The organism is Actinomycetota bacterium (assembly GCA_014360655.1).
GTDB lineage: Bacteria > Actinomycetota > Geothermincolia > Geothermincolales > RBG-13-55-18 > JACIXC01.
On the sequence record JACIXC010000005.1, the window covers coordinates 49,285 to 74,791 of the forward strand.

At 67.9% G+C, this 25,507-nt stretch carries 11 protein-coding genes, 1 tRNA gene and 2 pseudogenes; 3 read left to right on the top strand and 11 right to left on the bottom strand.

Annotated features, from left to right (window positions below; all coding sequences use genetic code 11):
• Positions 1-103: 103 nt before the first annotated feature.
• Together H5T73_05135 and H5T73_05140 are read right to left on the bottom strand one after the other, a co-directional pair.
• Positions 104-4,132, bottom strand: coding sequence for a VCBS repeat-containing protein (locus tag H5T73_05135; protein ID MBC7247147.1), 4,029 nt, complete (start codon positions 4,130-4,132; stop codon positions 104-106).
• A 400-nt stretch (positions 4,133-4,532) separates the two neighbouring features.
• Positions 4,533-6,947 carry a hypothetical protein gene (locus tag H5T73_05140; GenBank protein ID MBC7247148.1) on the bottom strand — a complete coding sequence of 805 codons (2,415 nt, stop codon included), beginning with the start codon at positions 6,945-6,947 and terminating at the stop codon, positions 4,533-4,535.
• Positions 6,948-7,590: 643 nt separating this feature from the next.
• On the opposite strand from H5T73_05140, the gene H5T73_05145 reads away from it, so the two are divergent.
• The gene (locus H5T73_05145; GenBank protein MBC7247149.1) at positions 7,591-9,006 is read left to right on the top strand and encodes a tetratricopeptide repeat protein; all 1,416 of its coding nucleotides are present in this window, start codon (positions 7,591-7,593) and stop codon (positions 9,004-9,006) included.
• 74 nt (positions 9,007-9,080) lie between these two features.
• On the opposite strand, the gene H5T73_05150 is transcribed toward H5T73_05145, so the two are convergent.
• From H5T73_05150 to H5T73_05190, 9 genes and pseudogenes are all read right to left on the bottom strand, one after another.
• Positions 9,081-9,173: transfer RNA gene (locus H5T73_05150), tRNA-Cys, on the bottom strand.
• Between the two features lie 373 nt (positions 9,174-9,546).
• Entirely contained in the window at positions 9,547-10,812 is a 1,266-nt protein-coding gene (locus H5T73_05155; protein ID MBC7247150.1) for a cobalamin B12-binding domain-containing protein, read from the bottom strand.
• A gap of 462 nt (positions 10,813-11,274) precedes the next feature.
• A complete protein-coding gene (locus tag H5T73_05160) occupies positions 11,275-14,940 on the bottom strand; it encodes a hypothetical protein (GenBank protein ID MBC7247151.1) in 3,666 nt (1,221 codons plus the stop codon).
• Positions 14,941-14,952: 12 nt separating this feature from the next.
• Positions 14,953-15,480 carry a hypothetical protein gene (locus tag H5T73_05165; protein ID MBC7247152.1) on the bottom strand — a complete coding sequence of 176 codons (528 nt, stop codon included), beginning with the start codon at positions 15,478-15,480 and terminating at the stop codon, positions 14,953-14,955.
• Positions 15,481-16,069: 589 nt separating this feature from the next.
• Entirely contained in the window at positions 16,070-17,740 is a 1,671-nt protein-coding gene (locus H5T73_05170; GenBank protein MBC7247153.1) for a hypothetical protein, read from the bottom strand.
• Positions 17,741-18,425: 685 nt separating this feature from the next.
• On the bottom strand, positions 18,426-21,305 hold the full coding sequence (locus H5T73_05175) for a PAS domain S-box protein (protein ID MBC7247154.1): 2,880 nt from the start codon (positions 21,303-21,305) through the stop codon (positions 18,426-18,428).
• A 466-nt stretch (positions 21,306-21,771) separates the two neighbouring features.
• Positions 21,772-21,882 (bottom strand): annotated as a pseudogene (locus H5T73_05180) (rubrerythrin family protein).
• A 39-nt stretch (positions 21,883-21,921) separates the two neighbouring features.
• Positions 21,922-22,476 (bottom strand): annotated as a pseudogene (locus H5T73_05185) (hypothetical protein).
• Entirely contained in the window at positions 22,473-22,760 is a 288-nt protein-coding gene (locus H5T73_05190) for a glutaredoxin family protein (protein ID MBC7247155.1), read from the bottom strand. The pseudogene H5T73_05185 and the gene H5T73_05190 overlap by 4 nt, the downstream one beginning before the upstream one ends.
• 755 nt (positions 22,761-23,515) lie before the next feature.
• Between H5T73_05190 and H5T73_05195 the strand changes: the two genes are divergently transcribed.
• The gene (locus H5T73_05195) at positions 23,516-24,922 is read left to right on the top strand and encodes a CoA-binding protein (GenBank protein MBC7247156.1); all 1,407 of its coding nucleotides are present in this window, start codon (positions 23,516-23,518) and stop codon (positions 24,920-24,922) included.
• Positions 24,923-24,980: 58 nt separating this feature from the next.
• Positions 24,981-25,253 (top strand): HEAT repeat domain-containing protein, encoded by a 273-nt coding sequence (locus H5T73_05200; protein MBC7247157.1) that lies wholly within the window; start codon positions 24,981-24,983, stop codon positions 25,251-25,253.
• Positions 25,254-25,507: the final 254 nt, after the last annotated feature.

The following is a 25,507-nucleotide window of genomic DNA, read 5'->3' on the forward strand; positions in this document are numbered from 1 at the left end:
GATCCACAGGAGGTTCGCCACCGAACCGCTGCGGGCCTCAAGTGCGGGCCCCGCTTGTGCGCCTCGCGTGCAGCCCTTGAGCTCGGGGCGCCCGCGGGAAGGGCTAAGGGACAGTCGCTTCCGCCCCGGAGGGGCGGGACCGCCGGGGGATGACGCGAAGGGACGCCAGGTTGGAGAGGGGGGAGAGGTTCCCGGCCTCGTCACGCGCCTGCAGGGTGAAATAATAGGTCCTTTCCCCGTCTCCGAACGAAAAGAGCGGCCCCTCGACCACCATCTCCTCGCGGGTACCCGCCTGCGCGGGCATGGGCTTTCCCACGAGGAGCGGGATGCCTTCGTTCCAGTTATTCCCATCGAGGGGGCGGTCCAGGTAACGTATCTCGTAGCACATGGCCGTCCCCGTATAACCGTCATCCCCAGCCGCCGTCCAGGTAAGCCTCACCCCTATGCCTCCCGCGACCCCGGGCACCGGCACCGCCGCCAGGTCCGCCACCCCGGCGGGTCCCCGGGCGTCCGTCTCCAGGCAACCCGTGTTCCAGGCATCGTGCCCGCATGCCGGCCAATCCGCGGGAGCGCCTGCCTCCGCCGGCGTTCTCCAGGCGAGCAGCCATCCCTCTCGGGTACCCGCGACCACCTCGCGCTTCCCGTCGCCGTCCAGGTCTCCCACCGCAGGCGAGGAGACGACGTGGCCACCCGTGAACTTCGGCCACCCGGACGCCTCGCCCCCCGCCACCTCCAGGGCATGCAGGCAAAGGAATTGCCCGCCGGCCAGTATCTCCTGCGCGCCGTCCCCGTCGATGTCGGCGACGGCTGGAGAGATGCCGCACAGCCCGCCCGGCACCCGCAGGGGAGAGGAGGGGAGCATCTCGCCGTCCACAGCCCTCCAGGCGGTGAGCTGTCCGCCGGGCTCCGCCTGGTCGGCGGGGAGGAGTGAGTCGAGGCACTCCCGCAGCCCCCTGGTGGGCGAGACGTAACACACCTTGTCCCCGTCCAGCCGGGCGAAGCAACCTCCACCGGTCGCGCCCATGGCCGGGAGGTCCCGCGACTGCGCCGCCGCGCCTGCAGAGTCGCAATGCAGGCTCAAGGGAAGCCCCTGCGCATCATTTCCATGGAAGGACGTTCCATCCCGGGAGAGGAGGACCGCGGGACCCGCCGTCGCGGAGACGCCTATCTCCATCCTGCCGTCGCCGTCCACGTCGGCGATGGCCAGCGATCCCGTTTCCCCCGCAGCCCCTCCAGCCGCCGCGGGCATCGTCATGGCCGGTCGCGAGGGCCATCCCGCGACATACGCGTTGCCGGGAACCTCCCCCGCCGCCGCCTGGGCGCCCGGCTCCAGCCCGTGCGCGGTTCCTTCGCCATGCAGGGCGTAAACCCTTCCCGTGCCGGGGCGGAAGAGGTCCCCCGCCTTGCCCTGCAGCAGGGGCGCGATGAGGGGCAGCTGTGAGAATATGGCGAAGGTTTGCGGCGACACGGCGGCGCCGGCACCGTTCCCCCCGGCGTAGAACTCTCCCGACCCGCAGATCACCTCGAGGTCCCCGTCGCCGTCCAGGTCAGCGACCGCCGGCGCGGTGAGGATGCCCGTCCCGTCCTCCCTGGAATAAATTTCCTGATCACGCAGGCGCACGTTGTGGGTGAGGGGATCGAGGCCCGCCGTCTCCCCGGGATCCGCCAGCTTCACCGGCCATCCCCGCAGGGGCGTGCCGTCCACGCGCCAGGCATAGACATGCCCGTCTCGGCAGGTGGCAATAATTTCCAGAAAACCGTCCCCCGAAGCGTCCAGGTTGGCCAGCGCCGGGCCTCCCGCGAAGCCCCTGTCCAGGCGGTTACGGCGGTCCAGGCGGTGCACGGCGTCGGGAACCAGCCGGGAGGCCCGCCACTCGGGAGGAAGCGCTCCCTCCGTCTCCCAGTCCGCCCGCTCGGGGATGGAGTAAAGCGGGTTGGAGCGTACCGGGAAGCCCGGCAGGAGGTTCCCCTCGTTGTCCCATGCGTAAACCCTGCCCGAAGCGTCCCCGGCCACCACCTCCAGTTTTCCATCGTGGTCCAGATCGCCCACGGCGGGCGCTCCGGATACCGCCGCGAAGGCCTCTCCGGGGAGCGAGCCGGAAGAGAAGGCTGCGGATGCGAGGTGCAGCGGCAGGGGGGTGGTGCGCACCGGCCACCCCGCGAGCTCCGAAAGATCCCGCCGCAGGGCATGCACCGCGCCGTCCCCCGTGGCCACGACGATCTCGTCGGCGCCGTCCCCGTCCAGGTCCGCCAGGCGCGGCGCGGCGGTGACGCCTCCCGCCATCATGAGCGGCGTCCCGGCCAGGGAATCCTCGTCGTGGAAGATATATAGTGTCTTGCGGTCCTCGCCCCAGTTGCCGAGGTTATCCCGCACTCTCACCCTCACCGTGAAGGCGCGGCGGTCACGGCCCTTGCGGTCCTCTTCCCGCGCCGCCTTCTCCTCCACGGCCCTGTAGACATCGCCCAGGTCAAGTGTGGCCAGGACGCCCTGCGTGGGTTCGCTGCACGGGCCCACCGTGGCCACCGACACCCACTCTTCGCAGGAAGGGGTCCATCCCGGTCCCCACTCCACGGTGAACTGGTAACTGTCGGCGCGCACCGCGGCTACCCTTCCGCTGACCTCCAAGGATACTTCCCCGGGACTGCGCAGCTCGCACCAGCGCGGCGAGGTGATCTCCGCCTCGGGGGGGATCATCCCCGCGACCACCGCCTGCACCGCGCGCAGGGCGTTGACCCTCCCGTACCCGGAACAGGGATCCCATCCCGGGGTGGTGGGAAAGCGCTGCGAGGGTCCGGCGATGACGTCGAGGGCGCCCAAGTTCACTTCCCGGGAAACCCCGGAGAAATCGATGTCGTCGGCGGTCATGGCCAGGATCTGCCTCACCTCGTTGGAGGAGAGGGGGCGCTCCAGCCCGGGGTAGTCCCACATCAGCCCGCACCTCACCCGGTCCTTAGCCGCGGAGATGACCAGGGCGGCGATCCCCGCCAGCCTGGCTGCCGCCTCCGCGGAATCCGTGTCCGCCGGTACCGCGACCGCGGTCTGCGCTCCCCCTTCCTCCACGTCCTGGAGATACAGGTATGATGGCGGGTACTGCACGAGGAGGCCGTTCCCGCTCACCAGGTAGCGGGTAACCGCGTTCGCCTGCACGGTGCGCTCGCAGGCCACGGGGCCCTCATCCCCTGCCAACGGGGCGCCGTCGGCCGGCAGGATCACCGGCACGCCTCGTGCGCAGGCGTAATCCACGGCCGCCTGCGCGAAGGAGGCGGCGCCCGCGCTCTCCATGCCCGACTGTATGACCCAGGCCCCGGAGTCCACGGCGAAGATCACCCCTTGGGCGAAGCGGCCGGCGTCCACCGGGGACGCGTAACCCACGCGCACCACCAGGAGCATGGCGTTGGGGCAGGTGCCGGGCACGCCGGACCCGTTGTTGGCCTCCGCCCCCGACCACGCGCAGGCGCGGTCTCCCGAGCCCACGTCGCTCTCGTCCCAGGGGTCGTTGTCATCTTCCAGGAAATCCCATCCGGCGATGTCGTCCACGTAGCCGTTCGCGTCGTCGTCCTCCCCGTCGGAGAAGACCCTTATGAGGTCCTGGGGGTCCAGCACGCCGTTGCCGTTGCGGTCGGACACCCGGGCGTCCCCGGCGAAGTCGTCCACGTTGAAGATGCCGTCCCCGTTACGGTCCCAGCCGTCCGCCCCCGGAGGCGGGGGGATCTCACCGGTATTGAGATATATCTTGCGGACCAGGTCCCGCATAATCCCGGCGTCATGCCACCTGATGCCCGCGTCGAGCACGGCGATGACCGCGTCGGGTCTGCCGGTGGTGATCCCCCACGCTTCCTCTACCGCATCCCCCGTCACCCCGGCGAGTTCACGGCGGAAAAGCTCCGGGTCCGCCGCTTCCAGGGAGGCGTGGTAGGCGGAACCGCTGCTCGCGCCGGAGTACTTCCAGTACGCGGGGTCCGTTGGAAGAAGGTCGTTCGGGGCGCTCTCGAAGCGGCAGTAGCTCTCGTACCGGCCGGGGTCCTGGCCCTCGGGACAACGGGGCCAGGGCGTGTCGGCCGTAACGGGGCTGACCGCCAGGAGAGCGATTACGGAGAGCAAGAGCAGGAAGACCGCACCCGATATGCCCATCGGTGCGCGCCTCGTCCGCCCGCGGCGCGATCTCATCAATCCCCCTTTGTCTTCGTCCCCCATGATTTGCATTGGAACTAAATTATAAACCTGTAAGTTTACATAAGACAAGCGAGGCGGGGAGGTCTACCATCGGGTTGGGTGGTGGAACTGCAAGGCAAAAGAATGCAGTGGGTAAGTGGCGGCGGCAGAGGGGTCGTGCGTGATCGCTGCCCGTCTCCGGGATTCGCCCGGTGCCTGCCTCTCCCGCTTCCCGGAAGGACCCGCCTCCTCCGTGCCTTGCGCCCTTGAACCGTGACGCCATCCATTGCGCCTCCGGGCCCACGCCGTGGCCGCAGCGCCGGCCGGCCCCCCTCGCCCCCGGACACGGGCGGGGCCTGACCCCGATGATGTCCGGCCGCTATTCGGGGAAGCCTATGGAGTCGTGGGCCCAGGCCTTGCCGGGTCCGTAGACGGGGCGCTCGCAGACCACCCCTCCCCCCGAGGAGACCACCTTGGTGGAGACGTCCTTCTTTCCCGGCACCAACGAGTTGAGGAAGAAGGAGGCGCGGGAATTCCCGGCGATGGTGAAGTCCTGGGGGCCGGGCACCGGTCCCGTCTCGGTCATGAAGGAGAGGCTCACGGTCACGGCTCCCGGATTGGGGTTCTGCACGCAGACCCAGCTCTCCATGCCCCCGTAGGTGGAGCCCTCCGCCAGGTACCAGGTGTCGCTCGGGGAGGTCGCCCCCACGGAGTCGTGGGCCCAGGCCTTTCCGGGTCCGTAGACGGATCTCTCGCAGACCACCACGGCGCAGATGCCCGTAACCCGGGTGGAGACGTCCTTCTTTCCCGGGACCAACGAGTTCAGGAAGAAGGAGGCGCGGGAATTCCCGGCGATGGTGAAGTTCTGTGGTCCCGGCACCGGTCCCGTCTCGGTCATGAAGGAGAGGTTCACGTAGACGGACGAGGAATTGGGGTTCTGCACGCAGACCCAGCTCTCCATCCCCCCGTAGGTGGAGCCCTCCGCCAGGTACCAGTCGGGGGCGGGGGAGGTCGCCCCGACGGAGTCGTGGGCCCAGACCTTGCCCGCTCCGTAGACGGGGCGCTCGCAGACCACCCCTCCCCCCGAGGAGACCACCTTGGTGGAGACGTCCTTCTTTCCCGGGACCAGGGAGTTCAGGAAGAAGGAGTAGCGGGAATTCCCGGCGATGGTGAAGTCCTGGGGGCCGGGGACCGGTCCCGTCTCGGTCATGAAGGAGAGGTCCACGGTCACGGCCCCCTGATTGGGGTTCTGCACGCAGACCCAGCTCTCCATGCCCCCGTAGGTGGAGCCCTCCGCCAGGTACCAGCCGGGGGCGGGGGAGGTCGCCCCGACGGAGTCGTGGGCCCAGGCCTTCCCGGGTCCGTAGACGGATCTCTCGCAGACCACCCCTCCCCCCGAGGAGACCACCTTGGTGGAGACGTCCTTCTTTCCCGGGACCAGGGAGTTCAGGAGGAAGGAGTAGCGGGAATTCCCGTCGATGGTGAAGTCCTGGGGGCCGGGGACCGGTCCCGTCTCGGTCATGAAGGAGAGGTCCACGGTCACCGGGAAGCCGTTGGGGTTCTGCACGCAGACCCAGCTCTCCATGCCCCCGTAGGTGGAGCCCTCCGCCAGGTACCAGGAACAGGAGGGGGCGGCCAGGCTGTGGAAGTAGCCTCCCGCCAGCGCCACCGCTCCCGAGAGGCCTGATACCTGCACGGGGACGTTGCTGTCCGTGTTGTTCCCATTCCCCAGTTGGCCGTTGGAGTTTGCTCCCCAGGCCCGGACGGTGCCGTCCCCCATGAGCGCTAGGCTGTGGTAGCCGCCTGCCGCCACCGCCACCGCGCCCGAGAGGCCGGCGACCTGCACGGGGACGTTGCTCGAGGTGTTGTTCCCGTTCCCCAGCTGGCCGTTGAAGTTTGCTCCCCAGGCCCGGACGGTGCCGTCCCCCATGAGCGCTAGGCTGTGGTTCATGCCTGCCTCCACCGCCACCGCTCCCGAGAGGCCGGAGACGGAAACGGGGACGTTGCTCAATCCGCCCGTGGTCCCGTTCCCCAACTCGCCGTTGAAGTTTGCTCCCCAGGCCCGGACGGTGCCGTCCCCCATGAGCGCCAGGCTGTGGTAGCCGCCTGCCGCCACCGCCACCGCTCCCGAGAGGCCGGAGACGGAAACGGGGACGTTGATCGTGGTGTTGGTCCCGTTCCCCAGCTGGCCTTGGGTGTTTGCTCCCCAGGCCCGCACGGTGCCGTCCCCCATGAGCGCCAGGCTGTGGCGTTCGCCTGCCGCCACCGCCACCGCCCCCGTAAGGCCTGATACCTGCACGGGGACGTTGCTCGAGATGTAGTTCCCGTTTCCCAGCTCGCCGTCGCCGTTCCATCCCCAGGCCCGGACGGTGCCGTCCCCCATGAGCGCCAGGCTGTGGCGTTCGCCTGCCGCCACCGCCACCGCTCCCGTGAGCCCGGAGACGGAAACGGGGAGGTTGCTCGTGGTGTTGGTCCCGTCTCCCAGCTGGCCGGAGTCGTTTGCTCCCCAGGCCCGGACGGTGCCGTCCCCCATGAGCGCCAGGCTGTGGGTCCAGCCTCCCGCCACCGCCACCGCTCCCGAAAGTCCGGAGACGGAAACGGGGACGTTGCTGTCCGTGTTGTTCCCGTTTCCCAGCTGGCCGGAGTCGTTTGCTCCCCAGGCCTGGGCCGGGCCGTAGGCGAACCCCGCCGCCCGCCAGGGCTCGGAGGACGCCCCGAGGGAAGCCGGCAGCAGCAGGAGCGCCGCCAGCAAGAGGCCCAGTGAAAGTACCGCCGCGGGTCTTACGCGTGCCATCGCCGTTCCTCCTCTCCCGAAAAAATCCGCCTATCCAACGCGTGATCTCATGCGGCGACGGCCGCAGGAGCCGGTGAACGTGGAATCCCCCTGATGAGAAACCGCCCTTGGCCTTTTGCGGTGTTTTCCAAAAGAAGGATCACTATCTCCATAGCTGATTTTAGCAGGGAGCGGGGAGGGGCGGCAAACCATCCGCGGGTTCACGGCGGCCATCCTTCCCGCCAACGGCTTCCCGGGCGCTACGTACCACGGCGCCGCAGAACATCGCGGCCGCGACGGCCATCGCGTACGCTGGAAATGTCTACCATCGCTCCCGCCATTGAGCGGAATTCTCCAGAAAATATTCCCGGTGGCCGAATAATTAGTTAGTATAAATAAGGGAGCTCTTGTGGCAACCTTGCAGCGAGGGAGAGGGGGAAGGGGTATGTTCTGCACCAAGTGCGGTAGGGAGCTCTCGGAGGGTACCCGCTACTGCAAGTACTGCGGCGGTGAGCAGGGGCCGTCCGCGCACAAGGAAGCGGATGCCGCCCGCAGGGAAGCGCGAGCCGGAACGGGACCCCCGCAAGGCGACGCGACTTCCACGCAAACCGGGGCGGTATTTCCGCAAAACCAGGCAACGTCCCCGCAGCCCGAAACGTCATATATGCCATCGGCTCCTTCCCCCACTTTCTCAACCACCAGGCCGCTATGGAAAAACCCCTTCCTCCTGGGCGGCGTAGCGGCGGCGGCGGTGGCGATCGTCCTGGTGCTCGTCTTCACCGTCTTCACCGGCATGGGGGTATCCAAGGCGGAGCCCTACGTCAGGGAAGCGATGGCCCTGCTGGACGCGGAGAAGTACGAGGAAGCCCTGGAGAAAGCCGAGCTAGCCGTGCAGGCGGACCCCGCGTACCCGCCGGCCTACGCCGTCCGCGCGGAGGCCCGTTGCTGCCTGGAGGACTTCGAGCCCGCCCTCGCGGACTGCGAACGCGCCCTCGAGCTGGATCCCCGTTTTTCCGAGGGCTTCCGCAACCGGGCGAACATACACGACAGCATGGGGGATTACGAGCCGGCGTTGCAGGATTACGGCCGGGCCCTGGAGCTCGATCCACGCAACGCCAAAGCCTACAACGGCAGGGGTGTGACCTATTATCATTTGAATGAGTACGAAAAGTCCCTGGATGATCACGACAAAGCCCTGGAGATCGAACCGGATAACGCCCTTTACCACGTCAACCGGGGCTATTTGTACATATCGCTGGGCGAAGACGATAAGGCACGGGAGGATTTCGAGCGGGCGGTGGAGCTCGCCCCCGACCGCGCTTACGCCTACGCCGGCCGGGGCTACTTCTTCCTCTGCCACGGCGAGAACGAGAAGGCCCTGCAGGATTACGACCGTGCCGTGCAGCTCGCCCCCGGCAGGGCCTATTACATCGCGCTCCGGGGGAGTACGTACGTCTCGCTCGAACGTTACCGTGAAGCGATCGACGACCTCGACAAGGCCATTGAGCTGGACCCGCGCTGCGTCATGGCCTACGGCTATCGCTGCAACGCTCACAATAAACTGGGCCACTTCGACCAGGCCCTGGCCGACGGCAACAAGGCCATCGAGCTGGGCCTGGAGAAATCATGGCTCTACTGCGATATTGCCTTAGCCTGTAACAAGCTGGGCATGTACCAGGAGGCTATAGCCAGCGCCGGCAGGGCCATCGAGCTGGACCCGCAGGACGGCATCGCATATGTCAATCGCTGCTTCTCCTACAATGCGCTGGGCCAGTACGACAAGGGCCTGGCCGACGGCAACAAGGCCGTGGAGCTCGCCCCCCGAAACGCCGTCGCCTACAACAATCGCGGGGTATCATACAAGGGACTGGGGCAGGCGGACATGGCCATGGCGGATTACATCTGGGCCAGCGAGCTCGACCCAACGCTCTCCAAACCGTATTACAACCGCGGCATGATCTACGAGGAGCGCGGCTATCGGGACCTGGCCGTCGCCGAATACCAGAAGGCCGTGGAGCTCGACCCCAACGACCAGGAGCCGCGGGAAGCCCTGCGGAGGCTGGGCGTTCCGGGCTACTGACGCCGCCTTCCTCCGAAGGGACAGGCCGATCCGCCGCGGGCCGGAAGCCCGAAGGCGGGGAGCGCGGACGCTCGTGGAGGGGGGCAGTGGGAATCGAACCCACCCCGGCTTTTTCACGGCCGGCCTACGGGTTTGCAGCCCGCGGGGGACCCAGTCCCGTACCCCCCAAATGTTGCAAGGTTGCCCTCCAGAACGAAAATATTAATTTATTTTATCATTTCTATTATATATTTTTATAATAATATCGCCAGTCTTCGTGCACGCGACAACTCGGGGCGAGAGATCCAACATTAAGAGACCACGCCTTTCTTCATCCAGGTTCAGCTTTTTGCCGTGATGACAGGTTGGTCTCTCGATCCTTTTCGACCTTGAAGCGCCTGATGAAACGTCACATCATCCGAACAGGATTCGCAGGGCAGGCCCGCGTGCCGGTTATCGGATGCCTGACGCACAGGCGTTCAGGGCCGCCGTTTCCGCGTATTCCCGCGCATCTTCGCGAATTCCGATGGAGTCCCGTTGAGCGGGGTGGGTTCCCGCGTATCAAGGTGCATCGTCACGGAGGCGCTCGTAGTTGCTGCGGCGCTCCAGCCCCTCGATGCGGAAGAGGGGGTCGTCCCCGATCATCTCCCGGAGGTCTTCGAGGGTGAGCCAGTGGTAATAGACGGGGCGGAGGTACTCGGGGTCGTCCCCTTCCAGTTTTCCCTGGCGCGGCGGCTCCCGCCGCATGCCCATCCCCAGGGCGGTGTACTTGAAGACCCTTATCCAGGCGTTGACCCCCACCGTCTCCGGCCGCACGCCGCGGAAAAAGGCGAAGAGGTCGCGCAGCTCCTCGGCCCTCTCGCCGGGGAACCCCAGCAGCAGGTCCACGGCCACCCTGATCCCATACCCGCGGGCGAGCTCGATGCAGCTCTGCACGTCCATGAGGCCATAGCAACCGGAGAGGAGGGAACGCGAGTCCACGGAGAGGGTGATGGAGGCGGCCCCGCTCGCGACCAGGAGGCGGAAGAGGCCCTCGTCGTGGGGGAGGGGCTTCATGTAGAGCGACCAGGAGATGTCCAGGCCCTCCGCCACCATGGCCCGCAGAAGCTCCTTGCAGGAATCCAGGTCCTGGTTGAACTCGCAGTCGCAGAGGTGCAGCTCGCGGCAGCCCGCCCCGCGCAGGGAGGAGAGCTCGGCCGTCACCGCCCGGTGCTCCCGCGTCCGCCAGGGAAGGCCCGCCTCCAGGCAGAAATCGCAGGTCCCCAGGCACCCGGTCTGGGTGGTGAATCCCGCCAGCCCCCTCTCCGCGAGGTAGGGGGCGTAGTCCACGAAGCGGCCCCGCGCCGGGACCTCCCCCCGGTCGAAGGAATGCTCCCAGCCGTCCACCAGCCGGGGCAGGGGGGTGCCCTCCCGCAGGTAGCGCAGCAGGGCGGGCAGCGCCCTCTCCCCGGGACCGAAGACGGCGCAGTCGGCTCCCACGTATTCCGCCACCTCCCGCGGCCCCGCCAGCAGGGCCGTCCCCCCGATAACCACCGGCGCCCCGCAAGCCTCCCTGGCAAGGGAGACCAGTTCCGCCGCCTCGTCCAGGAAGAACTGGTCGTCAAAATAGAGGCTGGTGTCGAGGTTGCGCAGGGAGAAGCCCACCAGGTGGGGGTCGCAGGAGGCCAGCCCCGCGGCGAGGACCCCTTGCGGGTCATCGGCGAAGGCCAGGTCTATGACCCTCACCTCGTGCCCCTCGCGGTCGAGATAATGCGCCAGGTGCTCGAGGCCCAGGGGGATCACCGGGGGCTCGAGGTAGCGGTTGGGGTTCACCAGGGCCACGCGCATGCCGTCCCTCCCCGTCCTCGCCTCCCGCGCTTCGCCACGGTCCTTCCTCTTATCCGTGTCTTACCTGCCGGCGGGCCATGCCCTTTCCGTACATTCCCTTCCGGTCCACGCCCTTCCCGGATCACTTCACCGATCACTCGCGGAAGCGGCTTCTCCCGACCGCGTTCGGGCCTAGCCGTTCCCGTCCATGCCCCTCCTGGAATACTTTACCATACCTCGCGGAGCCGGCCTCTCCCGACCGCGCGGCGGGAAGGCCTTTCCTCCCCTCACATGGCAAGCATAGCACCGTACCCGGTATAAACCATATCCCGTCCCCCCGCTTTAACGCACGAGCACGGGCCGGCCGCCGCCAGGGGTTGAGACACGGCTCGGGTGTGGGGGAGGTCTTTTCCTCCCCCCACCGCCGAACGCGTGGCCGAACGCGGCGCCGGACGCCAGCCCGTCATCAGGGACGGCCATCCGTCAGGGGTTGAAGGTGTAGCCGCTCAAGGTGTCCCCGGCGGGGCAGGAGCCGCGGTAGACGGCGTACATGGGGCGCTCCACCACCACCGGACGGTCGCTCATCACCTCGCAGGAGACGTCGTGCCCGGCGCCCACCACGTCGTTCACCCTCACGGAGACCCTCGTCTTCGCCGGGACGGTCACCGCGTGGCGGCGCAGGAAACCGTCCTCGAGCATGAAGCGCAGCTCCGCCTGCGCCGGCTCCTCGCCCGGGTTCATGAGGCATATCCACTCCTCGAAGCCGTCCCGCGTGCAGCCCTCGGCCAGGTACCAGGAGGAGCCCGGCTTGTTCACCCCCATGGTGTTGGAACCTTCGTCTATGGCCGAGCGGTAGAGGAAGTACATGGGCCGCTCCACCACGATGGGCCGCTCCGAGGTGACGAGGGTGGAGACGTCGTGCTGCCGCGCCACGTCGTTGTTCACGTTCACCGTGAAGCGGGAGTGAGGCGCCAGGGGGTAGCGGCGCTCGATGCGCCCCCCGTCCTCCATGATGTAGACGAGGTGGGCGGTGGTCGGCTCCTCGCCGGGGTTCATGAGGCATATCCACTGGTTGAAGCCGGTGCGGGTGCAGCCCTCGGCCAGGTACCATTCCCGTTCCGGCCTCACCGCCCCCATGACGTTGTGCCCGCCGTCCCACATCCCCTGGTAGAGGAAGTACACCGGCCTTTCCGCCACCACGGGGACGTCCGAGGTCACCCGCATGGACACGTCGTGCCCGGGGCCGACCTCGCGGTTGACGGATACGGTGTCGCGGCTCCAGGGCCCCACGCGGTAGGTGCGCTCCCGGTAGGCCCCTCCCTCCATCATGTACTCCACCCTCACCACGGCCTCCCTGCTTCCGGGGTTCTGCAGGCACAGCCAGGTGTCGAAGCCCTCGCGGGTGCATCCCTCCGCGAAGTACCATGCGCCGCGGGGGAAATGGGCCCCCTGCCCGGTGTGCCCTCCCCGCAGCTCCCGGCCGCCCGACCCCCGGTAGGAGAAGTAGATGGGGCGCTCGGAGACGATGGGGCGGTTGGAGGTGACCTGGATGGAGACGTCCTTCCCCGCCCCCACCTCGCCGTTGACGAAGATGGTGGTGCGGGAACAGGCGGGCACGTAGTAGGTGCGGGTGGAGGCGGCGCCCTGCCCCTCCCCCAGGTAGTAGTTGACGGTCACCGCCGCAGCCTGGTCGCCCGGGTTCTGCAGGCACAGCCAGGTCTCGAATCCGGGGCGGGTGCATCCCTCGGCGAAGTGGTTGGTCTGGCTGATGTTGTTCCCCACGAAGACCAGGACCTCGCCGGAGGCGCCCGCCTGCGAGCGGTTCCCCGCCGCGTCCCAGGCCTCCACCCGCAGGGCGTGGAAACCGTTCTTCACGGAGGAGGTGTCCCAGGATACCGCCCAGGGTGGGGAGGCGCACTCGCCGATGGGCCTGCCGTCCACGAAGAAAGCCACGCCCCCCTCCTTCAGGTTGTCGCGCAGCTCGGCGCGCACCGCCACCATGCCCCTCACCCAGTCGACGCCCGTGGGCTCGACGATGCGGGCGGCGGGAGGGGTGACGTCCTTGTGGAAGAGCACGGGCGGGGTGCGGAAGGAGCGGCCGGAGGCGTCCTCTATGACCGCCTCCAGCACGTGCTGGCCGTCCGTCAGGCCGGAGAGGTCCAGCACCGCCCGGTTATCCGCGCCGGTCGCCCGCTCGCTGCCGTCCACCAGCCAGGTCACCCCGGCCACCCCGGAGCCCGCGTCCGAGCAGGAGACCTCGGCCAGCATGGTGTCCCGGTGATAACTTCCAGGGGACGGCGAGACGATGGAGCCCGCGGGGTCGGTGAAGTCCGCCCGGTAGGGGAAGGACTGCGCGGCGGACGCGTTTCCCGCGCGGTCCTCCGCGTAATAGTGGATGATGTGCTCCCCTTCCGGGAGGGGTATGGGCTCGGAGTAAACGGTCCAGGAGGGTTGCTCGTCGAAACGGTAGAGGGCGCGCGCCACGCCGGAGAGGGCGTCCGTGCCGGTGACTCTCACGCCGGGGGCGGGCCGGTTCACGTACCAGCCGTCCTTCCCGTCCGGGGGCGGGATCTCCAGCGCGGCCGCGGGCGGGGTGCGGTCGACGCACACTCCCCCCAGCACGTTCTCCGAGACGCGCTGCGCGGTGTCGGTGACCGTCACCCGGAAGTCGTAGAATCCCTCGGCGATGGAGCCGCCCGGGAAGGTCATCTCCCAGGGGGCGTCGGCGTCCCTCTCCCCTCCCGGCCATTCGCTCCAGTGCTGGGAGCCGGCGGGGCGGTAGTGGAAGTCGGCGTGGAGGATGCCGCGGTCGTAATGCTCCGGCTGCGGGGAGAGCAGCCAGTCGGCGGAGCGGTCGAAGTCGTCGGCGGCGGTGGCCCGCACCGGGAAGTCCGCGCGGTGGTAGTATCCGGGGTTTTCCATGGCCACGGAGGGATCCCGGTTGTCCTCGCGCTTGGTCAACACCAGGGCGCGGGGGGCGGTGCCCGCCGCGGCGGCGTAGAAGTACTGGCCGTCGCTGCAGCAGTCGATGCACCCCGGGTTGTCGTAGGGCATGTTCTGGAAGAAGAGGTCGTCCACGGGATACCAGGAACCCCACTCACCCGTGTGCGTATTTATCTTCCCCACTCCTTCGTGTCCCGTGCTCCCGCCCGACTGGCGGTAGACGGCGAAGACCTGCGTGCCCAGCGAGCAGAGCTGGGGGTAGGAGGTCCAGGCGGCGTTGCTCGCGATCTCCTTGTTCTTTTCCCAGAGGTTGGAGTAGTAGCGGGAATAACATACGTAGTCCATGCCGTTGCGCACGTCCCGCACGGAGGCCATCACCATCACCCGCCGCTCCGCCCCGTCCCACCAGGCGGTCACCTCCGGCCGGGAGCAGTCCCCCCAGCCCCGGGTGGAGATGATCTCGTTGGGGTGCCAGCGGCCTCCCCCGTCGTCCGTCCAGGCCTGCCACACGGGGCTGGGGGGGCCGGAGCGGCGCACGTAATAGACGCTCGCGTTGTTGTCGCCGCAGGCCTCCACGCACGGGTCCCCCGCCGCAACCCCGTCCCCCGCGTCGGAGACGCAGGAGAGGGTGGAGGCGGAAAGCTCCAGGTTGAAGCGGCGGTAGTAGACCTCGTCTCGCCCCGGGTAGTTGGAGACGTAGGCCAGGTGCACGTAGTCGCCGTGCAGGTACACGTGGGCCTCGTAGTTGTCCCAGCCAGCCTGGGAGTCCCACCAGTAGCGCCAGTTCAGGCCGCCGTCCCGCGAGGCGGCGAGGAAGAGGGCCCACTTGCCGTTGGCGTGCTCCCTCCAGGAGACCACCACGTCGTCGCCCCGCGCGTCCAGGTAGGCGTCGCGGGCCGTCCAGGACGGGTTATAGTCCATCTGCCGCACCCTCGTCCAGTTCAGGGCGCCCGGGTCCGTGGCGCGGTAGAACCAGGTGTCCGCCCCGTCGTCGGCCACCAGGTAGAGCTTCCCTCCCCCCGCGGCCACCTGCACGTGGCGGGGGTTGGCCAGGTCCAGGGCCGCCTCCGCCGTCCAGCCCCCGTACCCCGTCCCCGCCCCCGGGTAGCCCCCCGCCCCCGGGGGGCGGGCCACGAACAGCGCCGGCAGGGCGAGCAAGAGGAGGAGGACGGCGAGCCCCCTCGCTTTCGCGTCCGTCCCGCTCATCCCCTGCCCCTCTCAATAGGGGGGAGCGGCCACTTCCGCTTCCTCGTAGCCCGGGGCCTGGCTGCCCCCGGTGATACGGCCCTGGTAGTTGTAGTACATGGCCCGCTCGCAGATGACGGGGGCGTTGTTCTCCCAGCTGATCACGGCCACGGAGACGTCGCCGGCATAGTTGTAACCTTGCTTCAGCTGCTGGTTGACGTTCACCGAAGCCCGCTGTCCCGGTTCAAGTTGAATATAATCATGCCCAATAAAGCCACCCGGTCCAAAGTATCCTATCCTCACCATCGCCACTCTTCCGCTGCCCCCCACCTCGTACGGGGGGTTGAAGATGCATATCCATTCCTCGAAGCCGTCGCCGGTATGCCCCTCGGCGAAGAACCAGGCCAGGGAGCCCACGTTGTTCTTCCCGTAGGCCTGCGCCCGCTCGCCCCGCAGGGCGCCCGAGAATGCCGCCCAGCCGGCGAGCGCCGCGAGGAGCAGCGCCGCGCAGGCGGCCCCCGCCGCCAGTACCCTTCCCGGTCTCACCACCACGACCTTCATCTTCTGCCTCCTTCCTGGTCCCTTCCTCGTCCCACCGTCTCTTCTTTCTCTTCGCTCTCCCGTGCCTTTACGGTTCCTTCGCCGCTGCCCATCTTAAAAGCCGGGGGCGCCGCCCTTGATTGCCTTACCAATATTTCCCAATACACATACTTGCCAGCTCATCCCTTGCAAGCCCTTCCTTCACCGCCCTTCCTTGGCGGGCCCCTACTTTACAAGACCTTCCCTTCCAGCCCCTTCCTTTCCAAGCACTTCCCTTACATACCTTTCTTTCTCAGACACATCCCTTGCAGGCCTTTCCAGGCCCTTGCTTTCCAAGCGCATCCCCTCCGAGCCCTTCCCTTCCGGGTCCCTCCTTTACAGGCTTTCTCCTTCCAGGCACATCCTTTCCCATCTTTCCTTTCCGAGCCTTTCCCTGACTCTCCCCTCAGCTCCCGACCCGCCTCCGCATCCGCCCCCCGCCCGCCGTCCCTCTTCCGCTTGCTATTCCCTGCAGCCGCCCCGCGCCGCCCTTTTCGAACACGCGTTCATCTCCCGTTCATCGCCATCACGAACCCCCCTTCCCGCGGCGCCGCGATCCCTCCATGCCCCTTCAGTAGAGTGTCAAGCAGCGGGTGACGCTCGCGGTGCGGCCGCTGTCGTCGGTCACGGTGAGGGTGACCGCGATCCTCGCCGGGATGATGCTGCTCTCGAATACGTGGTGGATGACCTTTCCCGTGCGGCCGCAGCTCCACTCGTAGGAGACGATGCGCCCGTCCGGATCGTAGCTCGCCGAGGCGTCGAGGAGGACCGACAGGGGCGACTCCCCCTCGGTGGAGCTGAGGGTGAAGGAGGCCACCGGAGGGGATGTTCCGGTCGTGCCGTCCGTTGCGGGCGTGGCGGTTGAGCCGGCGCCGGCGCCACCGTTACCCGTGGCTCCCTGCTCCCCTTCCGCGCCCTCCGCTCCGGGCGCTGCAACGGAGCTCCCGTAGCCGTCCCCCGTTCCGGCTAACGGGGACGTCTCCTCCGCCTTCACTCCATCGCGCCCCGCGGTAGCGAAATCTCCTCCCGGGCCACCTTCCCTGGCGACCTCGCCGAGCACGGCGCGTACCGCCGCGCTTCCCGCCTCGGAACCGCCGCTCGCGCCTCCGCCGCTCGCACCGGCCCTGGAACCGGTTCCTTCCCAGCCGCGCATGGCCAGGGCGGCGCCCATGCCCAGCGCGAGCAAGAAGAGCGCGCTCCATGCGGCCACAAGGGCCAGGCCTGGTCGCGGGAAGACCTTTTCTCCGCGGGTGGCGGCTACTCCTCGCCGCCCTCCCCGCGAAAGCCGCCGCTTCTCCCGTCGCGGCCTCTCCCCATCGCCTCCCGCCATCGCGGCAACTGCTCGCTCCGCTGCCTCCGCCCGCCTGCGCCGCAGCTCCTCCAGGACCTCACCTGCAGACGGACCGCCCGCGCCGCACTTTCCCGTCTCATCCTTCACGCCCTTCCCGGCCTTCTTTTCATAGCCCTTCCCGGCCTTCCGGTCCTTCCAGTCCTCGCCCTCCCCGGCCTTCGGATATTTCCCGGACCCGTCTTCCCCGGCCTCGCAGCTTACGGCCTCCTTTCCTCCCACGGCCTCCTCCGTACAGGTTCGCGCCAGCCATTCCAGCACCCCCGCCAGCGGCGAATCCGCGGCGTCCGAGGCCGCCTCGCGCAGCCGTTCCGCCAGCCTCCCCACGGCGTAGACGTCCGCCTCCGCGCCCGGTAACCCGCCGTCCATGAGGGAGGGGTGGAGGTAGGAGAAATCGGGGGAGCTCACCATCTCCAGGAAGGGGTGGAAGAACTGCGGCCTCAGGGCGGGATCCTTGAGGGTCACCCTCCGACGCGGCAGGTAGAAGACGTTGCGCGGCTCCAGGAAGAGGTGGACGAAACCCGCCGCGTGCAGCCCCTCCAGGGCGCACAACACCCCCTCCAGTACGAAGAGAGCCTCCCCGCAGGTGAGATGCGGCCTCATGCGCAGGTAGTGCTCCAGGGAGGGCTCGCCCAGCTCTGGGAAGGCAAGGTAGCAACCGCCCTCCTCCAGGAAACCCCCTTCGACGGGGAGAAGCACCCCCTCCACCCCCGCCTCGGCAAGGAGGTTGCCCGCCTTCAGGTATTCCAGCCCGAGGGCGCCCAGGCTCTCGCTGACCTTCACCACCAGCCGCCGGCCGTCCAGCGTATCCTCCACTATATGGGTGAAGGCCAGCCCGTTGCCGCCACGCGTTTTGAGAAGGGCGAACCTCTCGGCGATGATCTCTCCGCCCATATCCCCCCGTTCCTCAAGCCCGGCCGGCAGATCCGAACCAGGTCCGATGTGCCTCTGGGCTTCGAGCTTTCCCGGCGGTTCGGGCCGTGAGCACGGCGGGACCGCTCAAAACGGCGGTCCCAGGGCTCCCGGCCGTCATCCCCGGGGACCCTGCCCAAGGGTGCAAGCGCGACTATACTAACCGGTAACGATGAGTTTGTCAATATGTATAAGTTGTATTATTTAGTGTAGATTCTACCGGCGGTCAGGAGGGGTCTTCATTATACAACGGGAAGCGGGAGTTTCATACCCAGAACACGTAAAGATTTCCCAAGACCCGCTTGGTTCACGCAAGGACCTCGCGGGGATTCACCGGGGGCTTCCTTGCTTCCAGGCAAACCTCCCCGAAATCCCCTCTCTCGAACAACAGATTTTAAGGCTCAGTGATAGGGTTTTATGGCTCCCGGACAAACGGGATCCCTACGCCCCTGGAAAAGTACCGTGGCATCGGGTCCGGCAGCCCAAGCGAAGGCAGAACGACGACACCGCAAGCCTTGAAATCCTCGCTGCACGTACTTTCGCCACCTTTTCACCCGTGCCCTGGAGATCTTCACGGAAGGCTTCCCCCCAGAGCCCCCGCGGGGGGCGCGGGCCGTCCGTTGCGTGGCGTCCAGCCCGCTCCCCGACCCGGGCAGGCGCCAGAGGCTCAGCGCAGGGTGAAGCGGAAGGCTGAGCCGCCTCCCAGGCGGGGCTCGTGCCAGATGCGCCCCCCGTGGGCCTCCACGATCTCGCGCGCGATGTAGAGGCCCAGGCCCATGCCCTTGGCCGGGTGGTGGGCGTCCTCAATCTGGTAGAAGCGCTCGAAGATGAGCTCCCGCTGGGCCTCGGGCACGCCCACCCCCCGGTCCAGCACGGAGACCAGCGCCTCGCCGTCCCTGTCCTCCGCCTCCACCTCCACCGGGAAGTGGGCGGGGGAGTGGGCCACCGCGTTGTCCATGAGGATCACCAGCACCTGCACCAGCTTGTCCGCGTCCACCTCGCGGGGGGCGAGCTCCCCCTTCACCGTGAGGCGCAGGGAATGGGCGATGCCCTTCTCCCTCACCTCCTGCACGGCGCGCTCCAGCAGGGGCTCCAGCCGCTGCTCCTCCCGGTTCACGGCGAAGCGGCCCCGCTCGATGCGGGAGGCGTCCAGCAGTTCCCGGATGAGGGAATCCAGGCGGTCCGCGCCCTTGCTGATGACCTCCAGGTACTCCCTCCTGGTGCCCTCGTCCAGGCGCTCCCCGTAGTCGCGCAGGGTGAGGGCGTACCCCTTCATGACGGTCACGGGATGGCGCAGCTCGTGCGCCGCCACGTCCACGAAGTTCTTGAGGTTCTGCTCGCCGGCCAGGCGTTCCTCCTCGACGGCCAGGGCGCGGGCCAGCATCCCCGCCGTCTCCACGTCGATGGCCTTGCACCTCCGGGGACGCGCGCAGTAGACGCAGAGGCACCCCACCGTCCTCCCCTTCAGCCGCACGGGGTAACCGAGGAAGGAGACCATGCCGTGCCTGCGCGCCAGGGGGTCCTTCTCCCCGCGGGGGTCGGCGCGCAGGTCCTGCAGCGCCAGGGGTTCCTCCCCGCCCTCCTTGATGATCCCCAGGGCGAGGTAGTCCCAGTCTTCCCCGGTCACCAGGAACCCCTCCTCGCCGGTGGCGGTGGAGAGCACAGAGAACCTGCCCGCCTCCAGGCGGCAGTAGGCGGCGAAGTCGGCCTCGAGCAGGTCCCGGCAGCCGCGCAAGATGGCCTCCATGTTGCCGATGATGTCGGCGCCCAGCCCCAGGAAGAGGCGGTTTATGCCCTCCAGGCGACGCTCGATGTCCCACTCCTCGGTGACGTCGCGTACGTTGACCATGATGCCGCGCACCAGGGGGTGGTCGAACATGTTGCGCGCCTTCACCTGCACCCTCCTCAAGGCGCCGTCCTTGCGGCGGGCGTGGAACTCGCCCCGGGACAACATCCCGGGGTTTTTCAGCACCTTGCTGAACTCGGCCCCCGCGGAGATGAGCTCGTCCTCCGGGAGGAAGCTCAAGCCCAGCCGGCCCAACAGCTCCTCCGGCCGGTAGCCGAAGATCTCCTCGACGGACAGGCTTATGTACTTCAACATGTTGTTCTCGTCCACGATGATGATGACGTCCAGGGAGCTCTCGACGAGGGAGCGGAAGTACTCCTCCTTCTCCAGCAGCGCCTCCTCCGCCAGCTTGCGGCCGGTGATGTCGGTGAGGGCCACCATGTCCGCGGGCCTGCCCTGGTAATCTATGGTCTTGGAATAGACTTCCAGCCACCTCGTCTCACCATTGCTTGTCACCACGCGGAAGGCGTAGTTGGCCACCTGCCCCTCCTCGCCCAGCTGCTTGCGGCGCGACTGCTCGAGGATGAACTCCCGGTCCTCCGGGTGGATGACCTTGTTGATCGTCTCCGCCACGTCGAGACCCTGGTAGCCCTCGAGTGGGAGCCCGTAGATGTCCGCCGCCGCCCGGTTCATGTACCGGAACCTGTTGTCCTGCAGGATGACGATGCCCAGCATGGAGTGCTCCGAGAGGATGCGGAACTTCTCCTCGCTCTCGCGCAGGGCTTCCTCCGCCTTCACCCGCTCCGTGATATCCCGGGCGTTGATCACCGCCCCGCGCACCACGGGATCCCTGGTCAAGTTGCGCCCCTGCGCCTCCAGCACCCTCCAGGATCCGTCCGCGGCCCGCAGGCGGAAGGTGGTCAGCGCCGTGAAGCCGTCCTGGGCGCCCCCCTCGGCGACCAGGTCGAGGACCCTGGGCAGGTCCTCCGGGTGCACGAAATCGAAGGCGTTCAATCCCGCCAGCGCGCTCTGCTCGTATCCCAGGGACGTCACGGACCGGGAGACGAAGTCGATCCTCCCGTCCAGCTGGATCACGGCGATCAGGTCGTAGACGTTCTCGATGAGGGAACGGTAGTATCGCTCTCTCTTCTGCAGCTCGTGCTCCAGGGCCTCCCGCTCCCCTATCTCCTCGCGCAGGCGGCGGTTGGCCTCCTCCAGCTCCCGCGTGCGCTCCGCCACCAGGGCCTCAAGTCGCTGCCGGTGTTCCTCGACCTGCTCGCGGAGATGCGCCGCCTCGGTGACGTCACGCGAGTTGACGACCACCCCCTGCACCACCGGGTCCTGCAGCAGGTTGGTGACCACGGCCTCGTGGTGCCGGTAGGCGCCGTCTTTGTTGCGGAAGCGTATCTCGAGGGTATAGGGCACGCCGAAACGGGTGGCGCAGAAGTATATGGCCTGCATGGCCTTGCCGCGGTCCTCGGGGTGGAGGAAGGAGAGGATGTCGCGGTCACGCATCTCCTCCTCCCCGTAGCCCGTGATGCGCGCGACGGAGGGGCTCGCCCAGCGCACCTTGAGGTCCCCTCCCAGCACGAGGATTATGTCCGGGGAATGGCGCAGGAGGGAGAGGAGGTAGTCGCCGTCACGGCCGGGGGCGGCGCGCGTGCAGGCGCGGTCCGCCGGCACGGCGGGCGTCACGGCGAGGCGGCCACCGAACCACGACACGGTGGCCTCCTCGCCCCCCTTCTGGACGTTCTTTTTCAAATCGTCTGCCTCCCGTCTCCCTTCCTTCTCCGAAAAGATTCTCCGAACAGGTAATCGGTTCCCACGCCGAAAACCTGCACCGGGTTCTCACGTGAAGAATATCGTCCGCCGCGGGCGGGAAAACAGCCTATCGGGAGGTGATTTCAGGGCGACCGCAGGGTGATTTATTTTACGCATCGTGAACGTACGGTCGAGGCCTCGCGAGGAGGTCGCGGCGGTTCGGGGTGGCATAAGCGGCGTTGCAACCGTCGCGCGCACATGCTTCGGGCGGTAAAACGCGGGCTTGGAGACGGACTGGGGCGCGGATGGGGATGCGGGTGGGGATGCGCGGGCAGTGGAAGCGGGAGGGGTTACGGGGGATGCGCGGGCCTGGGGATGGGAGGGGACGCGGGTGGCGCGGGGATACGGGGGTGCGGTAGGGGGATGGGGAATACAGGGATGCGGGCGGGGGCACGCGGGCGTGCGCTCACCAGGGGAAGGGTTCGAAGCGGTCCTGGGAGGCCTTGCACACGGGACATTCGCGGGGCGGTTTTCCGCGCGCCGCAAGGTAGCCGCAGACGCGGCAGCGCCACACGGGTAACGCTTCGCCCTTCGCCGCGCCGCCTTCCGCCGGGGGGAAGGGATCGAAGCGGTCCTGGGAGGCCTTGCACACGGGACATTCGCGGGGCGGTTTTCCGCGCGCCGCAAGGTAGCCGCAGACGCGGCAGCGCCACACGGGCTGGCTTCCGCCCCTCCCGGCGCCCCCGGCTTCGCCCTTTCCGGCCTCTACTCTTTCATCGCGGCGCGCGCGTGCCCGCGCCGCGGCGGTCTCGCGCCGGCGTTCCAGCTCTTCCGGGTCCGGCCTCCGCTCCGGGATCTGCCCCTCTATCTTCCGCTTGCCTTCCAGGACCTCCTGGGTAACGTAGAGCGCTCAGTAGCACTGCCCATATTCTTCCAGGTCGGCGTCGCGGTAATCGCAGGGGCAGATGATGTCCAGGTCCTTTTCCCTTTCACCCTCGCCCATGCGGCAGGGGCAGAGCATGTAGCCGTAGCGCTCCCGGTTGCGCAGCAGGCCCTCCGCCAGCATGAGCGCGAACTCGCCGTCGGGGTTGATGTGATATCCCCCGGCCTCCGCCTCCTCTACGAGGCGCCGGTGCAGCTCCCTTACTTCCCGCGAAAAATCGGGGCTCACAGCAGGACCTCCCGGTACCTGTCCTCGTTAAAGCCCGCGATGACCTCTTTGTCGTCCACCACCAGGGTGGGGAAGGTCTTGCGGGGGTTGCGCCTCTTCACCTCCTCGAAGACCTCCTTCTGGGCGTCCCCCTCCAGGAGGTCCACGTACACGTAACGGTAAGCGAGCTTGTTCTCGTCCAGGAAGTCCCTGGCCTTGCGGCACCAACCGCATGTGGACAGGGCGAAGAGCACGAGGTCGTGTCCTCCGTTCTCGCCATCGACTATCTCCAGGTATTCTTCCATCTTCACATCCCTTCTCTCGTTCCCGCCTTTTCTCTAACTGCTGCCTTTTCTCTTGCTCCGTGACGACGGCGTTGCTTTCGCATCCGAGCCCCTCGCGCCTCCGCTTCCTTGCCGCCGGCGCCGCTATCAATTATTCCCGGCTCGCGGCCGCGCTAACCTAGGACGTACACGTCGTGCCGCGCGCCGTATCGCGTCCATCATGTCATCATCACCCGGAAACCGGGGGATGGAAATGATCCGCATCAGGCCTTAACCCCCGCCCTCCTCCCGCGGTGAGTCGGCCCGTGTCTCGCGAGCGCAACGCCGGTGATGCGATATCCCCTATCGCACGGGGCGGCGGACATCATCCCGTTCGTAGAAGCGGGGCCAAACGCGATGTCCCCTCCCGCACGGGGCGGCGGGCGGTGTTCCCCCAGGGGCAACGCGATTCCCTCTTCGTCTCCGTACGGCAGACCCTCCTTTCCCCAGGAAATAACATGTATGATATGGATGCCGGGCAAGCGGCCCGGGGTCACGGGGCGGGAACGGCGGCACGGCGCCCGGCAAGCGGCCAGGCGTCCAGGGACGGAAACGGCCGTACGGGATGCAAGGGCCGCGGTTCGGCGCCGGGCAAGCGGACCGGCGTCACGGCGCGAGGTGCGCGTCCCGGCGGCACGGGAAGCAGGAGCGGCTGCGGTACGGCTTCCCCTTGTGCGAGCCCCGTCGCCCGACCGGCCCGACCACGGCGACGATCAGCGTGAAGGCGGGTGATCATCATGGCATCGGAGGTGCTGGAGCGCTTCCAACCCCTCTTCCAGCCGCGCAGCATCGCGGTGGTGGGGGCCAGCGACAACCCCTTCAAGCTCGGCTTCCACGCGCTCGCCGCGGTGACAGCCGCCGGGTTCCCCGGGGAAGTGTACCCCGTGAACCCCAACGCCGGCGAGAGCGTGCAGGGCCTGCGCGCCTTCCGCTCCATCACGGAGCTCCCCCGCGGGGTGGACCTCTTTGTCTACGCCGTCCCGGAAACGCAGGTGCTTCCCTCGGTCAAGGAGGCCGTGGAGCGGGGAGGGCGCGCGGGGGTCATCTTCGCCGGGGGCTTCCGGGAGACGGGCCCCGAAGGGGAACGGCTGCAGGAGGAGCTGGTGCGGGCCGCGGACGCCGGCGGCATGAAGCTCATCGGCCCCAACTGCATCGGCGTGGTCAACACCCGGGGGCGCCTCAACGCCACCTTCGCCAGCCCGCTGGCCTGGTTCCCGCAGGGGAACGTCTCGGTGGTCAGCCAGAGCGGCGGCATGGGCAACTGCATCCTCAACGAGCTCATGGACGAGGGCGTAGGCCTGAGCAAGTTCGTGAGCATCGGCAACCGGGCCAACGTCGAGTTCGCCGACATGGTGGAATACCTGGCGGAGGACCCGGACACCGCCGTCATCTGCCTTTTCATCGAGGGGCTGGACCGGGGCGACGCCTTCATGGAGAAGGCGCGCGTCGCCTCCCGCCGCAAGCCGGTCATCGTCTACAACCGCGGCTACACCGAGAGCTCCGCGCGCACCGCGCTCTCCCACACGGGCTCGGTGGCCGGCTCCGAGGCCGTCTACCGCGGTGCCTTCCGCCAGGCGGGGCTAATCCAGGTGGACTCCTCCAGCGAGATGGCGTGCCTGGCCAAGGCCTTCTCCCTGGGAGGGGTGCCGGCGGGAAACGGCGTCTTCATCTCCACCCACACCGCGGGGCCGGCCATCGCCATCAGCGACATCTGCGAGCGCGGTGGGGTGCGCTTTCCTCCGCTGCGCCCGGAGATCGCGGACGCCATGCGCGAGTTCCTGCCGCGCCACGCCGTGGCCGCCAATCCCCTGGACCTCTTCGCCTTCGCCTGGACGGACGCCTCCCTCTACCTGCGCTCCGCCGACCTCGCCCTGCGGCAGGAGGACATCCACTGCGCGGTGGCCGTCTTCGTCACGGGAGCCGGGTCCGGCCCCGCCTTCCCGGCGCGGGAATACGCGGAGATCGGGCGGCGGTACGGTAAGCCCGTCTTCCTCTGCCTCATCGCCCCCGCCCTCCTCGCCCAGGAGGTGCGGGATGCGCAGGGGGAGGGGGTCATAGCCTTCAACACCCCCGAGAAGATGGCCCGCGTGCTGGTCAACCTTGCCCGCCACCGCCGGGCCACATATCCGAACACGGCGCCGTAACCCCCCGGAAGGTGGAACGGGATCCCTCAAAGCGGTTACAATGGGTCTCGGTGAGAATATGGCCAGGTTGGGATTCGGCAGGCGGGACATCCGCAAGCTGGAGAGGGAGCGCGACATCGACGCCCTCGTCGAGCTCCTCCGCGACGAGGACGAGGACCTCGCTTTCCAGGCCATCGAGGCCATAACCCGCATCGGCGATCAGCGGGGCGTCGAGGCCCTCATGGCCCTGGTGGTGGACCCCTCCTGCAGCGAGCTCATCCGCGCCAAAGCCTGGCTGGCCCTTGATGTTGGCCTGGAAAGGGAGTCCAAGAAACGCAGGGACTGGAAGTAGGCCCGGCGGCCCGCAGCCGCGCGTCCAGCGTCATCCCGCGACCTCACCCGCATGCCCCACCCGTTCCCGGGTCCCGGAGATGCCGCACCGTTTCGCCTTGAACCGTTCCGGCGGATACCGCTCACGCGGTCAGCGCCGCGCTTCGCGAGGCAGGAGCGGGTAACGCTACGCATCCCGGCGGCATGGCGGTATATTATTATACTTGGCTTTTTCGGCCCCGGAGGTTTCAGGGCCCGATAAGCAACGGAACGGGA